23 protein-coding genes and 1 rRNA gene are annotated in these 18,787 nt (G+C 39.5%); 8 read left to right on the forward strand and 16 right to left on the reverse strand.

What is annotated here, in order from left to right:
* Positions 1-40: 40 nt before the first annotated feature.
* The 11 genes from BF9343_RS10945 to BF9343_RS10995 form a co-directional block, all read right to left on the reverse strand.
* Positions 41-1,309: a carboxypeptidase-like regulatory domain-containing protein gene (locus BF9343_RS10945; RefSeq protein WP_010992966.1), complete on the reverse strand. Its 1,269-nt coding sequence runs from the start codon at positions 1,307-1,309 to the stop codon at positions 41-43.
* 35 nt (positions 1,310-1,344) lie between these two features.
* Complete coding sequence (locus tag BF9343_RS10950) at positions 1,345-2,322, reverse strand: HK97 family phage prohead protease (RefSeq protein WP_005819041.1); 978 nt, start codon at positions 2,320-2,322, stop codon at positions 1,345-1,347.
* A 53-nt stretch (positions 2,323-2,375) separates the two neighbouring features.
* Positions 2,376-2,831, reverse strand: a complete 456-nt coding sequence (locus BF9343_RS10955) for a hypothetical protein (protein WP_010992967.1) — start codon at positions 2,829-2,831, stop codon at positions 2,376-2,378.
* Positions 2,832-2,924: 93 nt separating this feature from the next.
* Positions 2,925-3,395, reverse strand: a complete 471-nt coding sequence (locus BF9343_RS10960; protein WP_005795408.1) for a hypothetical protein — start codon at positions 3,393-3,395, stop codon at positions 2,925-2,927.
* 546 nt (positions 3,396-3,941) lie between these two features.
* On the reverse strand, positions 3,942-4,271 hold the full coding sequence (locus tag BF9343_RS10965; protein WP_005819043.1) for a hypothetical protein: 330 nt from the start codon (positions 4,269-4,271) through the stop codon (positions 3,942-3,944).
* Positions 4,272-4,337: 66 nt separating this feature from the next.
* Positions 4,338-4,667, reverse strand: a complete 330-nt coding sequence (locus BF9343_RS10970) for a hypothetical protein (RefSeq protein WP_005819044.1) — start codon at positions 4,665-4,667, stop codon at positions 4,338-4,340.
* Positions 4,668-4,678: 11 nt separating this feature from the next.
* Positions 4,679-5,068, reverse strand: a complete 390-nt coding sequence (locus BF9343_RS10975; protein WP_005819045.1) for a single-stranded DNA-binding protein — start codon at positions 5,066-5,068, stop codon at positions 4,679-4,681.
* A gap of 16 nt (positions 5,069-5,084) precedes the next feature.
* Positions 5,085-8,138 (reverse strand): CHC2 zinc finger domain-containing protein, encoded by a 3,054-nt coding sequence (locus tag BF9343_RS10980; RefSeq protein WP_010992969.1) that lies wholly within the window; start codon positions 8,136-8,138, stop codon positions 5,085-5,087.
* 87 nt (positions 8,139-8,225) lie between these two features.
* Complete coding sequence (locus tag BF9343_RS10985; RefSeq protein ID WP_041926226.1) at positions 8,226-8,426, reverse strand: hypothetical protein; 201 nt, start codon at positions 8,424-8,426, stop codon at positions 8,226-8,228.
* A gap of 14 nt (positions 8,427-8,440) precedes the next feature.
* On the reverse strand, positions 8,441-8,809 hold the full coding sequence (locus BF9343_RS10990; protein ID WP_041926327.1) for a hypothetical protein: 369 nt from the start codon (positions 8,807-8,809) through the stop codon (positions 8,441-8,443).
* A gap of 155 nt (positions 8,810-8,964) precedes the next feature.
* Complete coding sequence (locus BF9343_RS10995; RefSeq protein ID WP_224223156.1) at positions 8,965-9,570, reverse strand: hypothetical protein; 606 nt, start codon at positions 9,568-9,570, stop codon at positions 8,965-8,967.
* Between the two features lie 218 nt (positions 9,571-9,788).
* Between BF9343_RS10995 and rrf the strand changes: the two genes are divergently transcribed.
* A 5S ribosomal RNA gene (gene rrf, locus BF9343_RS11000) occupies positions 9,789-9,899 on the forward strand.
* 65 nt (positions 9,900-9,964) lie between these two features.
* Here rrf and BF9343_RS11005 read toward each other — a convergent pair.
* From BF9343_RS11005 to BF9343_RS11015, 5 genes are all read right to left on the reverse strand, one after another.
* Positions 9,965-10,201, reverse strand: a complete 237-nt coding sequence (locus tag BF9343_RS11005; RefSeq protein WP_010992972.1) for a hypothetical protein — start codon at positions 10,199-10,201, stop codon at positions 9,965-9,967.
* Between the two features lie 10 nt (positions 10,202-10,211).
* Positions 10,212-10,385 carry a hypothetical protein gene (locus BF9343_RS23700; protein ID WP_010992973.1) on the reverse strand — a complete coding sequence of 58 codons (174 nt, stop codon included), beginning with the start codon at positions 10,383-10,385 and terminating at the stop codon, positions 10,212-10,214.
* A 37-nt stretch (positions 10,386-10,422) separates the two neighbouring features.
* Positions 10,423-10,686 (reverse strand): hypothetical protein, encoded by a 264-nt coding sequence (locus tag BF9343_RS22615; protein ID WP_010992974.1) that lies wholly within the window; start codon positions 10,684-10,686, stop codon positions 10,423-10,425.
* Positions 10,687-10,951: 265 nt separating this feature from the next.
* The gene (locus tag BF9343_RS11010; RefSeq protein ID WP_010992975.1) at positions 10,952-11,341 is read right to left on the reverse strand and encodes a response regulator transcription factor; all 390 of its coding nucleotides are present in this window, start codon (positions 11,339-11,341) and stop codon (positions 10,952-10,954) included.
* Positions 11,338-11,589 carry a hypothetical protein gene (locus BF9343_RS11015; RefSeq protein WP_010992976.1) on the reverse strand — a complete coding sequence of 84 codons (252 nt, stop codon included), beginning with the start codon at positions 11,587-11,589 and terminating at the stop codon, positions 11,338-11,340. Before BF9343_RS11015 ends, BF9343_RS11010 begins: the two co-directional genes overlap by 4 nt.
* Before the next feature lie 140 nt (positions 11,590-11,729).
* Between BF9343_RS11015 and BF9343_RS11020 the strand changes: the two genes are divergently transcribed.
* The 7 genes from BF9343_RS11020 (at position 11,730) to BF9343_RS11050 (ending at position 18,723) form a co-directional block, all read left to right on the forward strand.
* Positions 11,730-12,095, forward strand: a complete 366-nt coding sequence (locus tag BF9343_RS11020; RefSeq protein ID WP_224223155.1) for a helix-turn-helix domain-containing protein — start codon at positions 11,730-11,732, stop codon at positions 12,093-12,095.
* A 520-nt stretch (positions 12,096-12,615) separates the two neighbouring features.
* Positions 12,616-12,945: a transposase gene (locus BF9343_RS11025; RefSeq protein WP_032575516.1), complete on the forward strand. Its 330-nt coding sequence runs from the start codon at positions 12,616-12,618 to the stop codon at positions 12,943-12,945.
* A gap of 322 nt (positions 12,946-13,267) precedes the next feature.
* Positions 13,268-14,005, forward strand: coding sequence for a hypothetical protein (locus BF9343_RS11030; protein WP_005787597.1), 738 nt, complete (start codon positions 13,268-13,270; stop codon positions 14,003-14,005).
* Positions 14,006-14,122: 117 nt separating this feature from the next.
* Positions 14,123-15,106: an aminodeoxychorismate synthase component I gene (locus BF9343_RS11035; RefSeq protein WP_010992977.1), complete on the forward strand. Its 984-nt coding sequence runs from the start codon at positions 14,123-14,125 to the stop codon at positions 15,104-15,106.
* Positions 15,090-15,686: an aminotransferase class IV family protein gene (locus tag BF9343_RS11040; RefSeq protein WP_008660194.1), complete on the forward strand. Its 597-nt coding sequence runs from the start codon at positions 15,090-15,092 to the stop codon at positions 15,684-15,686. Before BF9343_RS11035 ends, BF9343_RS11040 begins: the two co-directional genes overlap by 17 nt.
* Before the next feature lie 287 nt (positions 15,687-15,973).
* On the forward strand, positions 15,974-16,642 hold the full coding sequence (locus tag BF9343_RS11045; RefSeq protein ID WP_005787603.1) for a DUF2461 domain-containing protein: 669 nt from the start codon (positions 15,974-15,976) through the stop codon (positions 16,640-16,642).
* Between the two features lie 68 nt (positions 16,643-16,710).
* Positions 16,711-18,723 carry an alpha amylase C-terminal domain-containing protein gene (locus tag BF9343_RS11050; RefSeq protein WP_005793982.1) on the forward strand — a complete coding sequence of 671 codons (2,013 nt, stop codon included), beginning with the start codon at positions 16,711-16,713 and terminating at the stop codon, positions 18,721-18,723.
* Positions 18,724-18,787: the final 64 nt, after the last annotated feature.

The raw sequence follows: 18,787 nt of genomic DNA on the forward strand, positions 1-18,787 counted from the left end.
GTTTATGTAGGGGAAGGTAAGACTCCCTTCCCCGGATTAGTTAAGTATAGGCTCCGGTAGCGGTGGCTACTTCACCGGCAACAACTGTAACCTGTGTATTTGCCGGTTTGGTCTTGCCATCGGCATCAGTGAACTCGATGGTGTATTTTCCCGGAGGAAGTCCAATGATGCATTGGCCGTTACCGCGTTTGGCAACTTTTCCCTGGATACTCCATTGGCCTTTGTCGGTGCCGGTGATGGCTACCTGCACTCCACCGGTTTTACAATAGTCGCCGGCCAGGTCGAGAGATTCGTTCTTCTGCTCGTTACAGCGGAAGACTTTCTCATGCCAGTCATTGATACGTGTATCGTATCCTGCCTGCAACCAGAACTGCCATTCGTTCGGGTCCTCGTAAATATCACGTATCTGGCAGAATTTAGAAGCCGCTTGAGTATTGAACGCCACGTCTATGTTACCAACTTTCTGAAGGGTCAGCCGGGAACCTTGGCCTAAAGCTTCGTGGGAGGAGACAATCAGGTTCGGACACATGGCGTCTTCCCGCAAGAGTTCAAGCATGCGTTGCATGGAAGGATATTCCTGCATGCGTAACTTATTACGTAATGCTGAACGGGCAGCTTTCAAAACGGTTTCAGCACACAAAAGCTGTGGTACACCGCCTATTGAAGAACGAAGGTAGGTGTTTGCCCCTCCGATCCATTCCACCAGATTCTCGTAAGCTGCATAATCTGTATCTGATGTTGGCGCGGCAAACTCTCCGGAAATAGCGAAATTACCACGGGCCGCATTTACATCGCCACGAGTGATCAGCATGTCCATCTTGGTATAAATACCATCGAAAGCCCCGCCGGGTGAGTTGGAATCTTCATCCCGTTCGGCAGAGAACAGGCTATATACGATATCTTCCAGATGCGAACGTACCAGGGTAAATGCAACCTTGGTTTCCATCGGATGTTTTTTTGTAGTGTTGCTTACCGGAGTGCCACCGATGATCAGCAGTTCGTTATCATCGTACTTCTGGGAGTTTTCTTTGGTGATGCAGACAACATCTTTTGGCTCGATGACTGAGGGTTCGTAACCTAAGAGTTTATCGACCAGTCCGAAGTTCTTTCCGATTTTATACGATTGCGTACCACCGGCACGACGACGCTCGTTGATACGTGCGTGTTTGCCTTGCAGGTCCATAACATTCAGCTTCAGTAGGTTTGCCACTTCGGTGAGGGTGGCAAACGGCAGCGCACGAAGTGCCTGGTCATAAATGACCAGTGCTTCGTTCAGTTTAGAGACATCAATTAGTTTATTTGCAGCCATTTGAATAGACTTTTTAATAGTTAAAGTTTAGGTTATTAATACAGGCCCTCAGCTTTTAATTTCTCGGTGATGGCTTGATAGTTTCCTGCGTTCTGGTCACAAAAAGCAGATAACTCTTCCTGGGTTCCGCTACCTTCAGGCTCTTGTTCAGGAGTCAGACCGGCATGCCCCGGTGTAGGACCGTTCTTCAGATTCTTCACTTGCTCTTCAAGTTGGGTGATTTTAGAATCCTTCTCAGTGATAGAGTTCTTGAGAGTACTGATCTCGTTATCCTTGCCGGATGTAGAACCGTTCAGCTCTGTAATCTTCGCGTTGGCAGAGTTAAGTTTCTCTTCAATATCGGTCTTAGCCTGTACAAGAGTAGCGTTCTCTGTCTTTAATCGTTCCATTTCAGCATGGATAGAGTCCAGGTTTTCAGCAGACAGTTCGGTGGTTTCCGCTTTATCTTTTGAAATTCCCAGGAAAGAGAGGAAGCCGGTCCATGATGGTTTGTAATTCATTGCCTTTTCTTTTGGGATTGTTAATGCTGGCACAATATTCGTGTCCATACCCGCTGCCAGTAAAACGGAGGAGGAACGGTCGTATAAGCGCACAGCATGGGAATTGGCCGGGATATCCACGATGGAAGCCTCCATGATTTCTGCTTTGGTAACAGTTTCGCGTGTTTGTCCCGGAAGCAGATATTCTTTTTCGGAGGATGTGGCCAGGATACGTATACCAATACTTGCGGCCCGTAAGGTCCCTGCTTCGTATTTCGCGGCAATGGTCTTCGATAAATCGTCTACCTTGTCGAAAACAGGAATAGCAGAAAGCACGTCGTCCTCTATCTTGATATCGTCCCAATATCCGATTGCTTTGTAATCACACCATAGGGGTGATCCTTCATCACGGAAATGCCCATACAGCATCACCGGGTTGTCAATGAAAGCTTCAAGAAGAAGTCCAGCAGTAAGAACCCGGTAGCCGTACCGGTTGAGTGATGAATCTGATAAGATGATGCGTTTTTGGCTCATTGCACTTATTTTGTTGCAATGATACGGCTATATATAATGATGTCGAAGGACGGTTATAACTCTGTAACAGGTAGTGGAGGATAGGCGCCTTTTCCGGAAAAAGTGGCTTCAATTCCGGAGAGGTCGGAGGCCTTGGTTCCTGTTTTCTCTATCACGGTTCCCAGAAGCGGGTACTCTTTACTTCCATACAATCGGATATTGCCATTCGCATCCTTGCATCTTACTACGCAACCACGTACATTGATAGTCCGCAGGATGTGAAGTTCTGAATCTGTCAGTCCTGTGCGTTTCAGGCGGATGGTAAGGGTTTGTTTGTATAGCGTACCGGCCTGAGTGTCGTCCGCTTCCACATCTGGAGAAACTCCCATATAGGTGATAGGCAGGTTTCTCCAGGTATTGGGCCGGTGAAGGCTGATAACGGCTGAGTGATTGATGACTGAAAATAAACTTATTTCATCCGTGAACAGGAAATCTGCCTGAATGACTCCTCCGATATTGTTTGTATTCATATTCTGTTGATTTACAATATACTATCTGTGATTCTCTCTTTTCGAACATTTTTCACTCAAAAAAAGGACATTTAACTACGCTTACTCGATGAATTATTCTCGCTTTTTATAGCTCCTTTTTTCTTTTCTCCTCACTTTTGCCCTCCAACGCTGGTAGTGTTTGAGAAAAGCTTCTTCCGTAAGAGAATCAATTCCATATCTGCGCATGAAGAATTGCACTCCATCAATGTATTTGATTCCATACCGGTGCTTCTGTTCGTCCAGGTATTCATGCAACTCCGCCCACATCATCAATTCTATTTTCCGGGAAATGATTACCTGGGAGCGAAGCCCTAAATAGTTGTAGGTCACTGGGGATTTGCCTATACTTCGTTCAGGCAGACAGATTTCTAAATTACCACGATCAACCGGAGCTTCCGACGGTCTCTTCTGAAGAAGGTCGAATATCACGTGATAGATATTCAGGTTATCGGGAAAACGGACCGGATCAGAGGTCAGGTTACAGTATTTGCCGCGGATATACTCACATAGATGCGGAGGAACTTCGATTTTGGTAGTTATCATTTAGGTCATAGAATGGTTTACGCTAATATACAAAGTTTTGCGGACATAAGCAAGACTTACCGGAACAAACTAATCCCCCTTGCAAAAACGGTACTCCTTTTTTGTGCAATTGTGTAAATCGTGCAGCCTGATTGTATAATGTACTGATTATAATCGGTTTATACCCGTACAAAACATGGTACGTTTTTGTACGATTGATATGTTCTGCGTACAAAATGCAGTTTTGTGCAATTTAGTACGAATCGTACGTTTTTGTACGAAATTTGTGCTATGTTTAAATATTTGATTTATAGTGTAATAAATACCGAATTGCACCTGTCTGCACGAAAGCACAAAAATATTCTATATTTTTAAGGTAGTCTCTTTTACAGAAGAAAGAAAAAATAAAAATAATATATAGACACCTCGTTGCCGGCTTTACTTCGTCTCAGGCACAGTTGTTCAAAACGTTCTTCTAAGCAAAAGGGGGTAAAGGGGGAACGACGGAAAAAACAAAGCCGCGATACGCTGATGCGTACCGCGGCCGGATAAATGCTCCGACTTGTGCTATCGCAAATCATTCGGATAAAACACTTGAGATACCAACTCGTACTCACGGGGCAGTGACTTCACACCTACACAAACACATATACCTCTTGCTGCAAGCTCATACAACCGTTGTGTTGTGACGATAGAACCCCGGAAATGATAGTTACTGCAAAGCACAAAATATGCAGTTGCCAGATCAAAGGAATAAATGTCCTTGCTTATGATCTTGAGTGCATCGGACGGAATCTTGGCAAAACCTAAACGGACGGCCAGGCGTGCGATCAACTGCTCACGCTCGACGGGATCAGGAGATATGACTACGAATATTTTATTCTCTTTTTTTATCATTATAATGTTGTGTATATCAAATAAAAGACGTATCTTTACAGGGTAATAAATTGGGATAATATACTCCTATCGTCGTGAGTAGAAATGAACCCAGGATTTGGATTTTACGAACTTCGCGCACCGGCGAATAATTGTATAATCATCCGAAAACTCAAGTAATGCATCCGTCAACTCTTTCTGTTCCGTCTCTTCCTGAATAATCCAACATGCACACTTTATAAACAAGTCATAGGAGGACGCCTCACAGTGATCCATTACACGAATACTTCCGCATTCCGGAATGCTATCCAGCAGCAGATACACTGCGTTATAAAAGCGATTAAAGCGCTCCGGATTCTCTTTGTATACGGATATCAATTCGTTAATATTGGTCAGTTTAAAAGAAGATAGGTTCATGGCATGTCATTTTATGGATTATAACTCAATTTCTGCTCAGGTTCCGGAGGGAGTGGGGGAACATCCCGTTTGGGATCGAGCATTTCAATACTTTCGGCTACGATTTCAGAAACGGTTCTTTTCTGGCCGTCATTTGTTTCATACTTCCGGGTTGTGAATCTGCCTTCAATATACAGTTTGCTCCCTTTGTGGGTGTACTTCTCAATGGTTTCCGCCAATCCCCTCCAGGCTACGACGGGTATCCATTCGGTTCTCTCCGGAATCGTTTGACCGGCTTTGTTTGTATAAGCGCGCTCTGTACATGCAATGGAAAATTGGGCTACTTTGATACCGGTTTCAGTGGTACGGACCTCGGCATCACGTCCCATGTTGCCGATAAAAATACATTTGTTTACACTCATTGTTTTTATGTTTAAGTTAGAAAACGAGTTTACCTGTCGGTTGTGGTAATCGGCTATTATCTTCTTCCGGGATAGGTTGGGCTCCGGTTCCTACCGTAAAGTACTCTACACCTCCGGATTTATCATCTACAACTGCCTTCCCGTCCTTATCGACTTGAAAAGGTTTCCCGGTTATACTGTCATATTTGTGAGGATTGAATACATAACCTTTCCATGCACAATACATTATAAATTTCTTCTTAAATGCGGTTGGTGATACAAACTTTCGTTGCTGATTGTCGTATTGGCAAAATGCGTCATATAAATCTTTCCGGGGTAAACGGACATTGAGATGCTCTTCTCCGGAGAAGTATTCATCAGCCCAGGAGATGAGGGTTTCACCCATTTCCTGACGCAGCTTTCTTTGCTCTAACCTTTCGCCGGGAGCTTGGACAACGCCATAAGTCAAATACAATTGGACGCAATTGGCCAGCAGGTTCCAGGTAAGATTCCATTGTTCAAAATCCCACTCCGAGAAGAAGAGGACCCCGAAGTCGTCAACCGGCTTATGGGTATCGTTATAGAAATCGGAGAATGCAAGCAGCCACTGGCGGTCCGTGTAACTTGAACCACTGCCACGGATGGCATGGTTGGTAGCAATATACATTTTGGGTGATCGCGCAAATGGTAAAGTGATCCTTCTACCTCCTTTATAATTTACTGACCAATCCCCGGTAATGTTGGGGAACAGAAATTCAAAGTTGAAGTTTTGTAACACGTCGTCAATAAAAACGAGTTTAGTGTTTTCCTGAATGTCATTCCATACAAATTGATCATTAAAAAGATCAGAGCGTTTTCCGGGAATATAGGCTGTAGGAATGATATTACGCATCAATTCCCCTACAAGTGATTTCCCGGAACGGCCGTTACTTTCTCCTACTTCAGATTGCTTGCCATCCATGCCGATGACAGCTCTGGCCACATTATTGTCTTTCGCTTCCATAACCATGTATCCGATTGCACACAGTTTACTAAGGAGATGGATACGATTTTCATTCTCTTCTTCCGGCTCTATTTCTTCAGCAGATTTTCGCCAGGTAAAGTTACTGGTGTTGATCAGGAACTGGAGGTAATGGGATTTCTTACCGGCCTCTGAAAGTTCATAAGTAAATGTGTTGTCTTGCCGGCTAAAAGTAACCAACGGTTTACCCAGATATTTGGCCGGTGTCATTTTACGTTGCTCTTCCCAGATGTGGTGTGTGATATTCTCGTAACCGAGTTCGCTTACAGAGTCTCTTGTGACCAGCCAGCAATTTTTATCAAAATAGAAATACTGGGATTCCCGGTTGGGCTTAACGAAATTGGGCTGAATGAACTCAAGCAGGGATAACTTGTCCGGACCCACATATTGAGACACGCCTTTAATCAACATTTCATTTACCTCAGTCTTGCAATTATGCTTGGCAAACTGAAACAGGTAGTCACGGGCATCAGAGGCATCGATAGCACGAACGACAGGCGGTTCAAGGTGAATGAACTGATAACTCTTATCAATTCTCCGAAGACGTCCGAATCCTCTGTTTTGCAAGAAGTTTTGTGAGTTGACATAGCAGAACTCATATTCAATACGTTCATTTTGGCTACGATCATATTTAGTGACTTCTCTCCAGAACTTTTCATCATCGTCAAAAGGTTGTGCCAAGATTACTTTTCCATGTTCGTCGAATTTCCATCGATATCGGCCGAATAGGAACTCCGGCAGGTTACGCAGGAGGTCGGCATGACGCTCGGCAAAGACTTCATGAGAGTGGAGTCCCCATAATTCTTGCAATTTATGATCTGTCCAGGTAGTTACCTTGAACATCTCAATGTATTTTCCCAAACCTTTCTTTTCATTGCAGGCAAACTCAATATCGGCGGCCAGTTCTTCTTCCTTTCCGCGCAGAGAATTTGCGAGCAGATCATCAAGGCCTTTGTCTCCTGCTTCGTTCTTATTAATGTGTCCGACGAATATTTCAACGAAGATGTTCCGGTTCTTGAGAGAACGCATATATTCTTTGAAATTTTTTGCTGCATAGAAAAAACAGCGGGGACGCTTTTCGACCTGATCATTGATCCGGATATTGGAGCTGATATCGTCCCAGTCCGAATCAAAGATAAAAGCAACCTCTTGTACCTCACAGGTAGAGATGATTTTCACCAGGTCTTCCGGAAGGGCACCGTAAAGACCGAGATTCTGTATACCGCTGACTGCGATTGAGGGGATACCGTGCTTACATGCTTTCTCCGCTTTCTTTTCACCTTCCTGAATATAGAGACGGGGTATCTTTGTCTTTGACTTATAGAGACTGCGTATGCGCTCCGGAATATAGATCGGAGTACCGCTGCCACGCGGGGATTTGTATTTGTAAGGTTTACCCTCTTTATCAAGGTGGGCATCCGGAAACTGCCATCTGATACGATAATATTCTTGAGGAGTACCAACGTCCCTTCTTTTATTATCTTTCCGGGTGAAGACAACCGGCATTCCTTCCAGATCATAATATTCAATGATGACATCATCTCCCTTAGTGGTTAACATTCCTCGTTCATCAATGGTACCAGGACGGAAAGTACGTTGTTCGAATATACTTTGTGTATCTCCTGTCTTATAGACCTTTGCTGTGACATCCTCAAAGGTAAGACCTGATTCTGCCAGCATCCTGGCACAATAACTGTCGACATCGATACCTTTGGCAGCCTTGCTGCCTTTTTTCATCTTTTTTGCCGGCTGTTTCTTGATGGCCGGACGTTGATCGGGAATGACATTGAATTTTTTGGCAAGGTAGTCAAGAGCATCATTGAAGGTCATTCCTTCAGCGGACATTAAGAAAGAAACCGAATCTCCACCTTTCAATTCATTGCATCCAAAGCATTTAAAGATTTGTTTGGCCGGACTAATTGAGAGTTTCTTTGCGGCTTTGCACCGGGGACAATCGCAATTGTAATTCACTCCGGAGCGTTTGAGTTCATGGAAGTCTTGCGCAACATCAAGCAAATGTCCTGTGGCAGCATCTTTGATACGTCTTATCTCATCATCATTAAAATACATAGTTCAAGGGATTAGTTACATGATCAGTTCTGTTTCATTGATTCGGGGTCAAATGAAACCATTTACAATGGATTGGCAGAGGACTGTTTATGGGAGATCGTACTCTTCAGTAACGGATTCGTTTATCACGCTTTGCAGAAGCTCCGGATCTTCATAGAGGAAGAGGACTTTAACCATACCGTCCTTTACAACTCCCATTTCCATCTCAATTTCCAAATTGTTTTCGTGGACCTTATCTACGATCCGGTCTACGACTTGTTTGTCTAATTCGATTATATCTTTAAACATAGGTTTTCCTTTCTTTATTTTTGAGAGTTATTACTTTCGTCTGTCATTTTAGTTATAAATAAGTCCAATGCTTTAACGCATTTGTCTGGAAGCTGCTTCGCTGTTTCATTCTGTCGCAGATAATCAATAGTCCCTCCAATACCTATGATACAATACATTTCTTCGGTACTTGGTAGGAACGTCAAAATCAGCGTACATATCGCTATAATACTTCCAGCTATTTTTCGCGACCTATATCTTTCTTTATCGAGGGAATCATTTTCGTCATCATTCATAAAATGGACAATAAGTACGATAAGTAGCCATATAACAGACCATGTTAATGCTATTATTAAGACACATTGAATATTATCCAATCTTTCAATCCAGTACATCTCTTTCATCTTATTTATGGGTTTTATAAAGCCGCCCAAGGCCATTTGATTTCTTTTTAAATTTGTTACGAATTAAAATGCTTGATAAGTTCTTCGGCTGTTGCTTTGTGAGTTTTTGAGTAGTCGAATTTAATTAACTGAAAATACTCTTTTAGTTCAAGTTTTTAGCCAAACAGCATCGGGTTTAGCTCGTAGTTACTTATTAAAATCTCTATCTTACGTTTCGCCTTCGTTAGATTGGCGACTTTGAGAGGCATATCTATCTTTTCTACGTGCCATTTATTCACAGCAACGAAGTATCGTTTAATGCCAGCTTTCCAAAGCATCCCCATCGCATCCGGCTTTGTTATTTGCCGTTCAATAAGCGGGAACAGTGGCTTTGTATCTGGATATTGTTGTTTTAACCGGATGGCACGGTTTATTTCTTTAGGGTCATAATCAAAGCCCCAAACTTGCCCGTCCCAACTTCCAAGCTCTTTTTCCAATTTGTACCTGACTTGCTTCTTCAATTCAAATGTGCAAGCTGCTCCAGTAGATCCATTGATATATCGCTTCTTCCGTAATACGTCAGATACGCAAGTATATTTATCACTTCGGATAGTATGGATGGGCTGACCGTACCACTTTTCGCAATCAGACAGAAAACGGGCGTTGTCCGGGTGACATGAACCAGTTTCTATGTAGTAGAGCCGAACGTTTTCATACAGGCTCAATGCTATTTTACAAGCGACTGCGGAGGTTACACCGCAAGAAAACCATGCTATTATCATATTTTTCACTATCTTTGCCCTGTCCAAAAATGGCTATGGGGACATTAAACATTAAGCCTAAAATCTTTAAACTTATATTTATGAAAAAGTTTAAAATTAGTGCTTAGCAACGCTCTCGCCTACAGAGCGTTGCTCAAAAGGCATTCAAATTCTTTTTGAAGTAGGTCGTTGCAGAACTGGTTAAAGAACTTATTCAGTATCTGTTTTAAGATAAAAAAGTAAGTGATTATAGCACAAGGGTTCCACCTCTTCCCATTCCGAACAGAGAAGTTAAGCCTTGTCACGCCGATGGTACTGCATAATAGTGGGAGAGTAGGTAGTCGCCAGCTTTTTATTAGCCCTGTTATCTTCACTGATAGCAGGGCTATTTTTTTATACTTGATTTTACTCATTTCTATTCAGTTTTGAATTTTAAAATAGCCGATTTCATAGCATCATCAGAAGCCTTTTCTATGATGTTGAATATGCTATCTGCTCTCTGAAACTCCATTCTAAAACGATTATCAGGAACAGCATATATAGTATCTGTTATTTCCGTGACTCTTTTTGCAGGTAATATAGTCAGATAGATATTTTCAGTTTTGCAGCCTACCAACGAAACAACTGCGAGAATTAATAGTATTTTCTTCATTACTGATCAGTTAGGAATTAAGCTTTGATAAAATAAAATCAGCTAACTCTTGCGTTTCTTTTTCGGTTTCTTGTTCTTGAACTTGACAAATGAACCTCTTTATATTAAAGAAAGTACCATCAAATGAACCTTCAATAATATAAGTGCCTTTACGATCTGTCTCTTTTACAAATTTTGTTTTCATTTTTTATTTGTTGTACGTTGATATTCTGTCTTCTATATTATCTCCTTCCTCCTCGAGCTGGAGCATTGTAGGTAATTTGATATTTTTTTCGCAGCATTTCTATGTACTCAGGAGTTACATTTTGCGGAGCAACAAGTACATGTGTGCGGTTATCAAGGCGAACCATGACCTTATGCTGCTCTTTTTGTGCAGATTGCATGCACATTTGTGCGATAACTTCCGGATTCTCGTTTGTAAATAGATTAGCTTTCTGTCTCTTTGTTCGACTTGGAGACGGGCTTGGTGAATGTACTGTTTTCATAATGATCAATATTAGTGTGGGCTTCCGGGAATCGAACCCGGCTTCAATGATTTTACATTGATATGCCTCCTTACATCAGGCCCATTTTGCCGGGATTCACATCCCGGCTCTTTTGTGTAACAAATCCCTAACCAGGGGCTTTAACCCTACGTGTGTCCTTTCACACGGCATTAAAAATGAATAAATCAATTAAACTTCTATGCTTGAGAAAATAAAGTATAACATATAACCGGATTCGCACCGGGCACATTCCTTATATGTGCTTTTAGTTAATAATATATGGTTGATATATAGAAGTTTCATGTCGACGGATACGATATTCTGTACGTGTCCTTCTTACTATTTGCATGGTATATGATGCATCTGTTATTGTTGTTACTTCTCCAAGGGAAAATAAGAATAAGATAATTCCTGCCGTACATTGCCTGGCAATAGGGGATAGATCGAAACTAATTCCGTAATTAGTACAGAACCACCATGCACCCAACTCAGTCACTTTACTTAGACCTAATTTCGTTTTCGCATTCCGGAGAGTATTGTCAACGGTACTCCAACTTACATGGAAGAAATCGGCTACCTCTTTATAAGAAGCTCCCCAAGCAACACGTTCTATGAACTGTTTCTGACGTTTACTTAGAATAGCATTGCGGTTCATAATTTGATATCTATAATTTCCCAACAGTTTTCAATACCATATTTTAGAAATACAGTTTCAACAGCCTTAACTACTTCTACGCTGGGAGACGTTATACCTTTAAGCTTATTATACCAAGAGGTTCGATTATTAATATTAAAGACCCCATATAGCTCCTTTTTTAAAGTTTCAATCTGTCCTAATGGTACTCTTTCATATGCTTTTTTAAAAGAATAGCGTTTTTTCGCTATTGTCATTTGTTTATCCATCGTTTACCTTTGTATTTTTGTGATTTACGATTGCAAACATATATAGAATATTTCAAATTATGAAATATTTAATTGAATAAATTGAAATACAATTTCATATAATTATATAAATCTCTGATAATCAATTCATATATTGAAACATGAAAAAGAAAAAAGAAACTCCAATGCATCCCGTTGTGGAAAATATCCGTAAAATAATTATGGATAAAGGAATTACTCAAGTTGCTGCATCAGAACTTGTGGGTACTTCTGCTTCTCAAATGAGTAAGATTTTGAATGGAGAAGTGCAAATTAGCATTTGGCAGATTTCAAATTTTGCAACTAATCTTGGAATGGAGATAATAGACGTATTTACATATCCTAATAAATATGTAAAAGCAGAAGACAGGAATGATAATAAAGAACCTATTGAGGCAGTTCTCCAAATTAAGCTCAGAAAAGATAAAAAAGATCAAGTACTAAAGTTGATATTTGGGGAACATAATTTAGAAATATTAAACAAATAAAGAAAAAAAATCACCAACATTTGATCGTAATGGACTATGTGCCAAGCCTTAATGTATTGGCTTCGGAATCACAAAAAAGACAGTCTATTGGCTGTCTTTTTTATTTTACCATGTTTGATTATCAGTATTTTGCGTTGATCTAAATCCCTTAAAAGACATAATTTACAGCTATTTCTTTTCTATCATCATTCCTGTTAGTTTTGATTTAAGATGCTACTTTTGTTTCAACATTGTTTCAACATAACTAAATTCATATATTGTGGCGGAAACATTCAGAATAGAGGTGTGTTAAAAGTATTACTTAGGCAATCATGCTGTTTACTGTCAAATTGTTACAGAGCAATTATGGCTTAGATAGAAAGCAGTTATAGAATCAGTATAAACAACATCTGTGTGATTATAATGATTGGGATTAATTTAATGATGCATTTTCTTTATCCTAAAAACATAGGATACCATTCTGTATGGACGAGATGGCACTAGTAAAGGAGAACTGCTCATTGACATAAAACTGTGCAATATGGTGAAAGAGTTTACACCTGACATGGCAAACAGCATGCAAAAGATTGTTCGGAAATGTTTCCCTAGAACCCTGCAGATAGTGAACAAGATTCATGTATTCACACTGGCGTACGAAGCGATGCGAGACCTACGCATGGCCTACCGATGGCAAATAATGAAAAATGAAACTGCTTTTTCAACGGCTGGTATTTATGATATTTGGGTAGATAAGGACTCAGGCAAGCAGCATGCTACGTTTTCCATCATAACAATTGTTACGGATCCACTGACAGATTATATACATAACACTAAATATCGGATGCCGGTTATTTTTGTTATCCAAAGATGAAAAACAATCGTTAAATATTGAATTATCTCGGGAAGAAATAAAATATTTCTTTAAACCTTATCCTGCAGATGAGACGGAGGCATACGAGATATGCAATGATTTTATAAAGAAAATATCAACAGATAAAAGTATTCTGTAACAAACATAGGGAGATGTCAGCGAACCATTAGAATACCGATTAATTGGCTTTTTCTTGCATTCTTTAACGTAAAAATAACTATCGTTACTGACTTTTCAAAAAAGTCAAAAGATGAAAAATATATTGTGTTTGCATCAGATTCGTGTTACATTTGAACGATAAACAATTAAAAACACAATAACCATGAAAAAAATTATTTTATTACTTGCTTTATGTTTTACTGCAAATAATTTCTTTGCGCAAACCACAGATCCGAATCAGTTGAAGAATGAAGGTAATGATGCTTTGAATGCAAAAAATTATGCCGTTGCTTTTGAAAAATACAGCGAATATCTGAAATTGACTAATAATCAGGATTCTGTCACAGCCTATAATTGTGGTGTATGTGCAGATAACATAAAGAAATATAAAGAAGCCGCCGATTACTTTGATATTGCGATTAAAAAAAATTATAATCTTGCAAATGCATATATAGGTAAGTCTGCTGCCTATCGCGATATGAAAAATAATCAAGAGTATATTGCTACATTGACGGAGGGTATCAAAGCTGTTCCGGGCAATGCTACTATTGAAAAATTATATGCTATTTATTATTTGAAAGAAGGACAGAAATTCCAACAGGCTGGCAATATTGAGAAAGCAGAAGAGAACTATAAACATGCCACTGATGTGACTAGTAAGAAGTGGAAGACTGACGCTTTATATAGCCTTGGAGTATTGTTCTACAATAATGGAGCCGATGTTCTACGGAAAGCAACTCCTTTAGCTAGTTCGAACAAAGAAAAATATGCTTCTGAAAAAGCAAAGGCGGATGCGGCTTTCAAGAAAGCTGTTGACTATTTGGGAGAGGCAGTTACTTTATCACCCAATAGAACTGAAATCAAACAGATGCAAGATCAGGTAAAAGCGATGATTAAGTAAGAAGAATATTCAGATGATGAAGAAAATAGGGTTGCTCAAATCAGCAACCCTATTTTTTTGTATGCATCTGTTTTTATTGTAAGTTTGCCACCCGAATAAATAGTAAAACAAAGAATAATGCAATTCTATAGTAGAAATGAAGCTATTAACCGTATAAACAAACTGGCTGGAGCAGGAAAAGCATTTCTGTTTATTATAGATTATAAACAAGAATGTTCTTTTATAGAGAAAGTGGATGATATTGATTCATCGGAGCTACTTTACAATCTGAACGGTTTTACAAACTGCACGTCTGTTGTTGCACCTTTAAGATACCCAATAATATGGCAGCCCCAACCTATTTCTTTAAGCCAATATAAAAGATCGTTTGATATTATACGGAAAAATATCTTGAGTGGAAATAGCTTCTTAACGAATCTCACTTGCATGACCCCCGTCAACACTAATCTAGGGTTAAAAGATATATTTTATCATTCTCGGGCCTTATACAAACTTTGGTTGAAAGAGACTTTTGTCGTTTTTTCTCCTGAAATATTTATTCGTATAGAAAATGGAAGAATCAGTTCTTATCCAATGAAAGGAACAATAGATGCAACTTTACCTTCTGCCACAAGATTACTGATGGAGGATGAAAAAGAAGCAGCAGAGCATGCCACAATCGTTGATCTGATACGAAATGATTTAAGTATAGTGGCAGATAATGTATCTGTAACCCGCTATCGATATGTAGATACACTCTATACCAATCATGGTCCCATATTGCAGACTAGCTCTGAAATAAGTGGAGTTTTACCGAAAAGCTATGTTGATCATCTGGGAGAAATTCTTTTCAGACTTCTTCCAGCCGGTTCTATTACAGGAGCTCCTAAGCACAAGACAATGGAAATAATAGAGCAAGCAGAAGAATATGAGAGAGGATTCTATACAGGCATCACCGGATACTTTGACGGGAGAAAACTGGATAGTGCCGTTATGATCCGCTTTATTGAAGAGCAGAATGGGCAAATATTTTTTAAAAGTGGGGGAGGGATCACCTGCAAAAGTGATTTGGAAAATGAATATAACGAAATGAAGCAGAAAGTTTATGTGCCAATTTATTGAAACGATACGTATAGAGAGAGGAGTAGTGTATAATTTGGATTATCACACAGAGCGAATGAACCAGACGCGTGCTGTTTTTTGGCCAGACGAACCGCCATTAAATCTATCGGAAAGTCTGAAACCAATAATGAATGTAGAAATGATAAAGTGTAGAGTAGTCTATAGTCGATGGATAGAAGAGATCCTATACACACCTTATCAAATACGCCCAGTACATTCTTTACAGATTGTTCATTCGGATAATATCGATTACACTTACAAAAGTACAGATCGGAGTGCAATAAATGAACTTTATATGCATAAACGGGAACAAGATGAAATATTAATTACTAGAAATGGACTGTTGACAGATACATCTATAGCTAATATTGCTCTCTTTAACGGAAAAGAGTGGCACACTCCCAAACACCCTCTCCTTAAAGGTGTCCAAAGAGCGGCATTGATTGACAAACATCTAATCAGAGAAAAAGAAATAACCGTAGACCAATTGTTTAACTATTCCCAGATTTGTTTATTCAATGCAATGATTGATTTTGGTAAGATAAAGATTGATGTCAATAGAGAGCTAATACGGATATAACGATTATTAACAAGTTTATTTTCGATCTGTTTGAACAAAACCCATTTTAGGCATGTTATATAGATGTGTTTTTCATAGTATTAGATATAAGATTAATTAAAGAGATTGTACCAGCTTGTGATAAGTAAGTACGTCAGAAACAGAGGCGTCTGTTTTATTGATAAATGTGTTAAAGTGTCGGCTCTTTGCAGCCGACGCTTTTTTTATACCTGTTTTTCTTTCGTTTTATGGATAGTTACAAATAATTCTTATATATTTGTAGGATATAAACAGAAAAGAATGACACAATGAGTAATATACCTGTTATCTTTCGTTTTTTAAAGGACCTTACTGCGAACAACAATCGCGAGTGGTTTAATGAACATCGGGAAGAGTATGAAATAGCCCGTTTAGAATTTGAAAATTTCCTTTCCACAGTAATTGCCCGTATTTCACTTTTTGATGAAAGTATTCGTGGTATTCAACCTAAAGAATGCACTTATCGCATTTACCGGGATACCCGCTTTTCTTCCGATAAAACTCCCTATAAGAATCATTTTGGGGGATATATTAACGCAAAAGGGAAAAAATCCTATCACAGTGGGTACTATATACATATACAACCTGAGGGTTGCATGCTAGCCGGAGGAAGTTTATGCTTGCCTTCTAATATTTTAAAAGCACTTCGCCAGTCTATCTATGATAACATTGATGAATATCGTTCGATAGTGGAAGATCCTGAATTTCAGCAATTCTTCCCCATTGTAGGTGAAGATTTCCTAAAAACAGCTCCCAAAGGATTCCCGAAAGATTTTAAATACATTGATTATTTGAAACCTAAAGAATTCACTTGTGCTTATTCCGTCCCGGACAGTTTCTTTTTGACTCCGGATATTCTGGACAAAATAGAAGAAGTGTTCCGGCAATTTAAACGTTTTGCCGACTTTACGAATTTCACTATCGATGATTTTGAGTAATAATCGGGCAGATATTTCTTGAGTGACTATAAAAAATTAATTCTGAAACACAATAATACATCCTTTTTATGGAAAAGACTCTTAATCTTATTAAAAATGATCCTTGGCTGGAACCTTACAAAGACGCTATCGTTGGACGTTTTGAACATGCCATGGATAAGAAGGCCGAATTGACCAATGGGGGAAAATCTACGTTATCGGACTTCGCTTCCGGATATCTTTATTTCGGTTTGCATCGCACTGATAAAGGATGGATATTCCGTGAGTGGGCACCGAATGCATCACATATTTATATGGTGGGTACATTCAGTAATTGGGAAGAAAAGCCTGCTTATAAACTAAAACGCCTGAAAAATGGTAGTTGGGAAATCAAATTACCGATCGACACTATACAACATGGTGACTTATATAAATTACACGTCTACTGGGAAGGCGGACAGGGAGAACGAATCCCTGCTTGGGCCAATCGGGTAGTACAAGATGACAATACAAAAATATTCAGTGCCCAGGTATGGGCACCGGAAAAGCCATTTAAATTTAAAAAGAAAACTTTTAAGCCTAGTACAGATCCACTGTTAATCTATGAATGTCATATCGGTATGGCACAGCAGGAAGAAAAAGTCGGAACTTATAATGAGTTTCGTGAAAAAATTCTGCCGCGTATTGCCAAAGAGGGATACAATTGTATTCAGATTATGGCTATACAGGAGCACCCATATTATGGTAGTTTTGGCTATCATGTATCGAGTTTTTTTGCTGCATCGTCTCGTTTTGGAACTCCAGAAGAACTTAAGCAGTTGATTGATACCGCACACGGATTGGGTATTGCTGTCATTATGGATATCGTTCACTCACATGCAGTAAAGAATGAAGTAGAAGGGTTAGGAAACTTTGCAGGTGATCCAAATCAATATTTCTATCCAGGCGGACGAAGAGAACATCCGGCATGGGATTCACTTTGTTTTGACTATGGTAAAAATGAAGTGATGCATTTTTTACTTTCCAATTGTAAATATTGGTTGGAAGAATATCATTTTGATGGCTTCCGTTTTGACGGGGTGACATCCATGCTTTATTATAGCCACGGATTGGGAGAAGCATTTTGCAATTACGGCGACTACTTTAATGGACATCAAGATGATAATGCCATCTGCTATCTGACATTGGCAAACGAATTGATTCATGAAGTAAATCCTAAGGCTATTACCATTGCAGAAGAGGTTTCGGGTATGCCAGGACTTGCCGCCAAGGTGGAAGATGGAGGATATGGATTTGATTATCGTATGGCTATGAATATCCCCGATTATTGGATCAAGACAATTAAAGAGAAGATAGATGAAGATTGGAAACCATCCAGCATGTTTTGGGAAGTAACTAACCGTCGGCAAGACGAAAAAACAATTTCGTACGCTGAAAGTCATGATCAGGCATTGGTAGGAGATAAAACGATTATTTTCCGCCTGATTGATGCAGATATGTATTGGCATATGCAGAAAGGTGATGAAAATTATATAGTTCATCGGGGCGTTGCTCTTCACAAAATGATTCGTTTACTAACTGCAAGCACCATTAACGGTGGATATCTGAACTTTATGGGAAATGAATTCGGACATCCGGAATGGATCGATTTTCCGAGGGAAGGTAATGGATGGTCATGTAAGTATGCTCGCCGCCAATGGGATTTAGTCGATAATAAAAACTTGACTTATCATTATCTGGGTGATTTTGATGCAGATATGTTGAAAGTAATTAAGAGCGTAAAAAACATCCAGCAAACCCCTGTACAAGAAATATGGCACAACGATGGCGACCAAGTGTTAGCGTACCAACGTAAAGATCTTGTTTTTGTATTCAATTTTAATCCGAGTCAATCATTCACCGATTATGGCTTTTTAGTAACACCGGGAACTTATGAGGTGGTACTGAATACAGATAACATAATTTATGGAGGAAATGGCTTGTCAGATGATAGTGTGAAGCATTTCACATTGCCCGATCCTTTGTATAAGAAAGAAAAGAAAGAATGGTTGAAACTCTATATTCCTGCACGTACAGCAATGGTATTGAGAAGAACCAAATAAGAAAAAGTAAGTAAATAAAGTAATAGCCCTTGCATCGATTATTCTGATTGCAAGGGCTATTTTA

Origin of the sequence: Bacteroides fragilis NCTC 9343, from assembly GCF_000025985.1 — a bacterium.
Classification (GTDB): Bacteria; Bacteroidota; Bacteroidia; order Bacteroidales; family Bacteroidaceae; genus Bacteroides; species Bacteroides fragilis.

Bases quoted from the DNA above. Each gene is read 5' to 3' on its own strand.
- BF9343_RS11040 (WP_008660194.1), top strand. From the start codon at position 15,090: ATGTGCCAATTTATTGAAACGATACGTATAGAGAGAGGAGTAGTGTAT.
- BF9343_RS23700 (WP_010992973.1), bottom strand. From the start codon at position 10,385: ATGAAAACAAAATTTGTAAAAGAGACAGATCGTAAAGGCACTTATATT.
- BF9343_RS11015 (WP_010992976.1), bottom strand. From the start codon at position 11,589: ATGGATAAACAAATGACAATAGCGAAAAAACGCTATTCTTTTAAAAAA.
- BF9343_RS11020 (WP_224223155.1), top strand. From the start codon at position 11,730: ATGAAAAAGAAAAAAGAAACTCCAATGCATCCCGTTGTGGAAAATATC.
- BF9343_RS11025 (WP_032575516.1), top strand. From the start codon at position 12,616: ATGGTGAAAGAGTTTACACCTGACATGGCAAACAGCATGCAAAAGATT.
- BF9343_RS22615 (WP_010992974.1), bottom strand. From the start codon at position 10,686: ATGAAAACAGTACATTCACCAAGCCCGTCTCCAAGTCGAACAAAGAGA.
- BF9343_RS10950 (WP_005819041.1), bottom strand. From the start codon at position 2,322: ATGAGCCAAAAACGCATCATCTTATCAGATTCATCACTCAACCGGTAC.
- BF9343_RS11010 (WP_010992975.1), bottom strand. From the start codon at position 11,341: ATGAACCGCAATGCTATTCTAAGTAAACGTCAGAAACAGTTCATAGAA.
- BF9343_RS11045 (WP_005787603.1), top strand. From the start codon at position 15,974: ATGAGTAATATACCTGTTATCTTTCGTTTTTTAAAGGACCTTACTGCG.
- BF9343_RS11050 (WP_005793982.1), top strand. From the start codon at position 16,711: ATGGAAAAGACTCTTAATCTTATTAAAAATGATCCTTGGCTGGAACCT.
- BF9343_RS10990 (WP_041926327.1), bottom strand. From the start codon at position 8,809: ATGAAAGAGATGTACTGGATTGAAAGATTGGATAATATTCAATGTGTC.
- BF9343_RS11035 (WP_010992977.1), top strand. From the start codon at position 14,123: ATGCAATTCTATAGTAGAAATGAAGCTATTAACCGTATAAACAAACTG.
- BF9343_RS11030 (WP_005787597.1), top strand. From the start codon at position 13,268: ATGAAAAAAATTATTTTATTACTTGCTTTATGTTTTACTGCAAATAAT.
- BF9343_RS10980 (WP_010992969.1), bottom strand. From the start codon at position 8,138: ATGTATTTTAATGATGATGAGATAAGACGTATCAAAGATGCTGCCACA.
- BF9343_RS10975 (WP_005819045.1), bottom strand. From the start codon at position 5,068: ATGAGTGTAAACAAATGTATTTTTATCGGCAACATGGGACGTGATGCC.
- BF9343_RS10970 (WP_005819044.1), bottom strand. From the start codon at position 4,667: ATGAACCTATCTTCTTTTAAACTGACCAATATTAACGAATTGATATCC.
- BF9343_RS10955 (WP_010992967.1), bottom strand. From the start codon at position 2,831: ATGAATACAAACAATATCGGAGGAGTCATTCAGGCAGATTTCCTGTTC.
- BF9343_RS10995 (WP_224223156.1), bottom strand. From the start codon at position 9,570: ATGATAATAGCATGGTTTTCTTGCGGTGTAACCTCCGCAGTCGCTTGT.
- BF9343_RS10965 (WP_005819043.1), bottom strand. From the start codon at position 4,271: ATGATAAAAAAAGAGAATAAAATATTCGTAGTCATATCTCCTGATCCC.
- BF9343_RS10985 (WP_041926226.1), bottom strand. From the start codon at position 8,426: ATGTTTAAAGATATAATCGAATTAGACAAACAAGTCGTAGACCGGATC.
- BF9343_RS10945 (WP_010992966.1), bottom strand. From the start codon at position 1,309: ATGGCTGCAAATAAACTAATTGATGTCTCTAAACTGAACGAAGCACTG.
- BF9343_RS11005 (WP_010992972.1), bottom strand. From the start codon at position 10,201: ATGAAGAAAATACTATTAATTCTCGCAGTTGTTTCGTTGGTAGGCTGC.
- BF9343_RS10960 (WP_005795408.1), bottom strand. From the start codon at position 3,395: ATGATAACTACCAAAATCGAAGTTCCTCCGCATCTATGTGAGTATATC.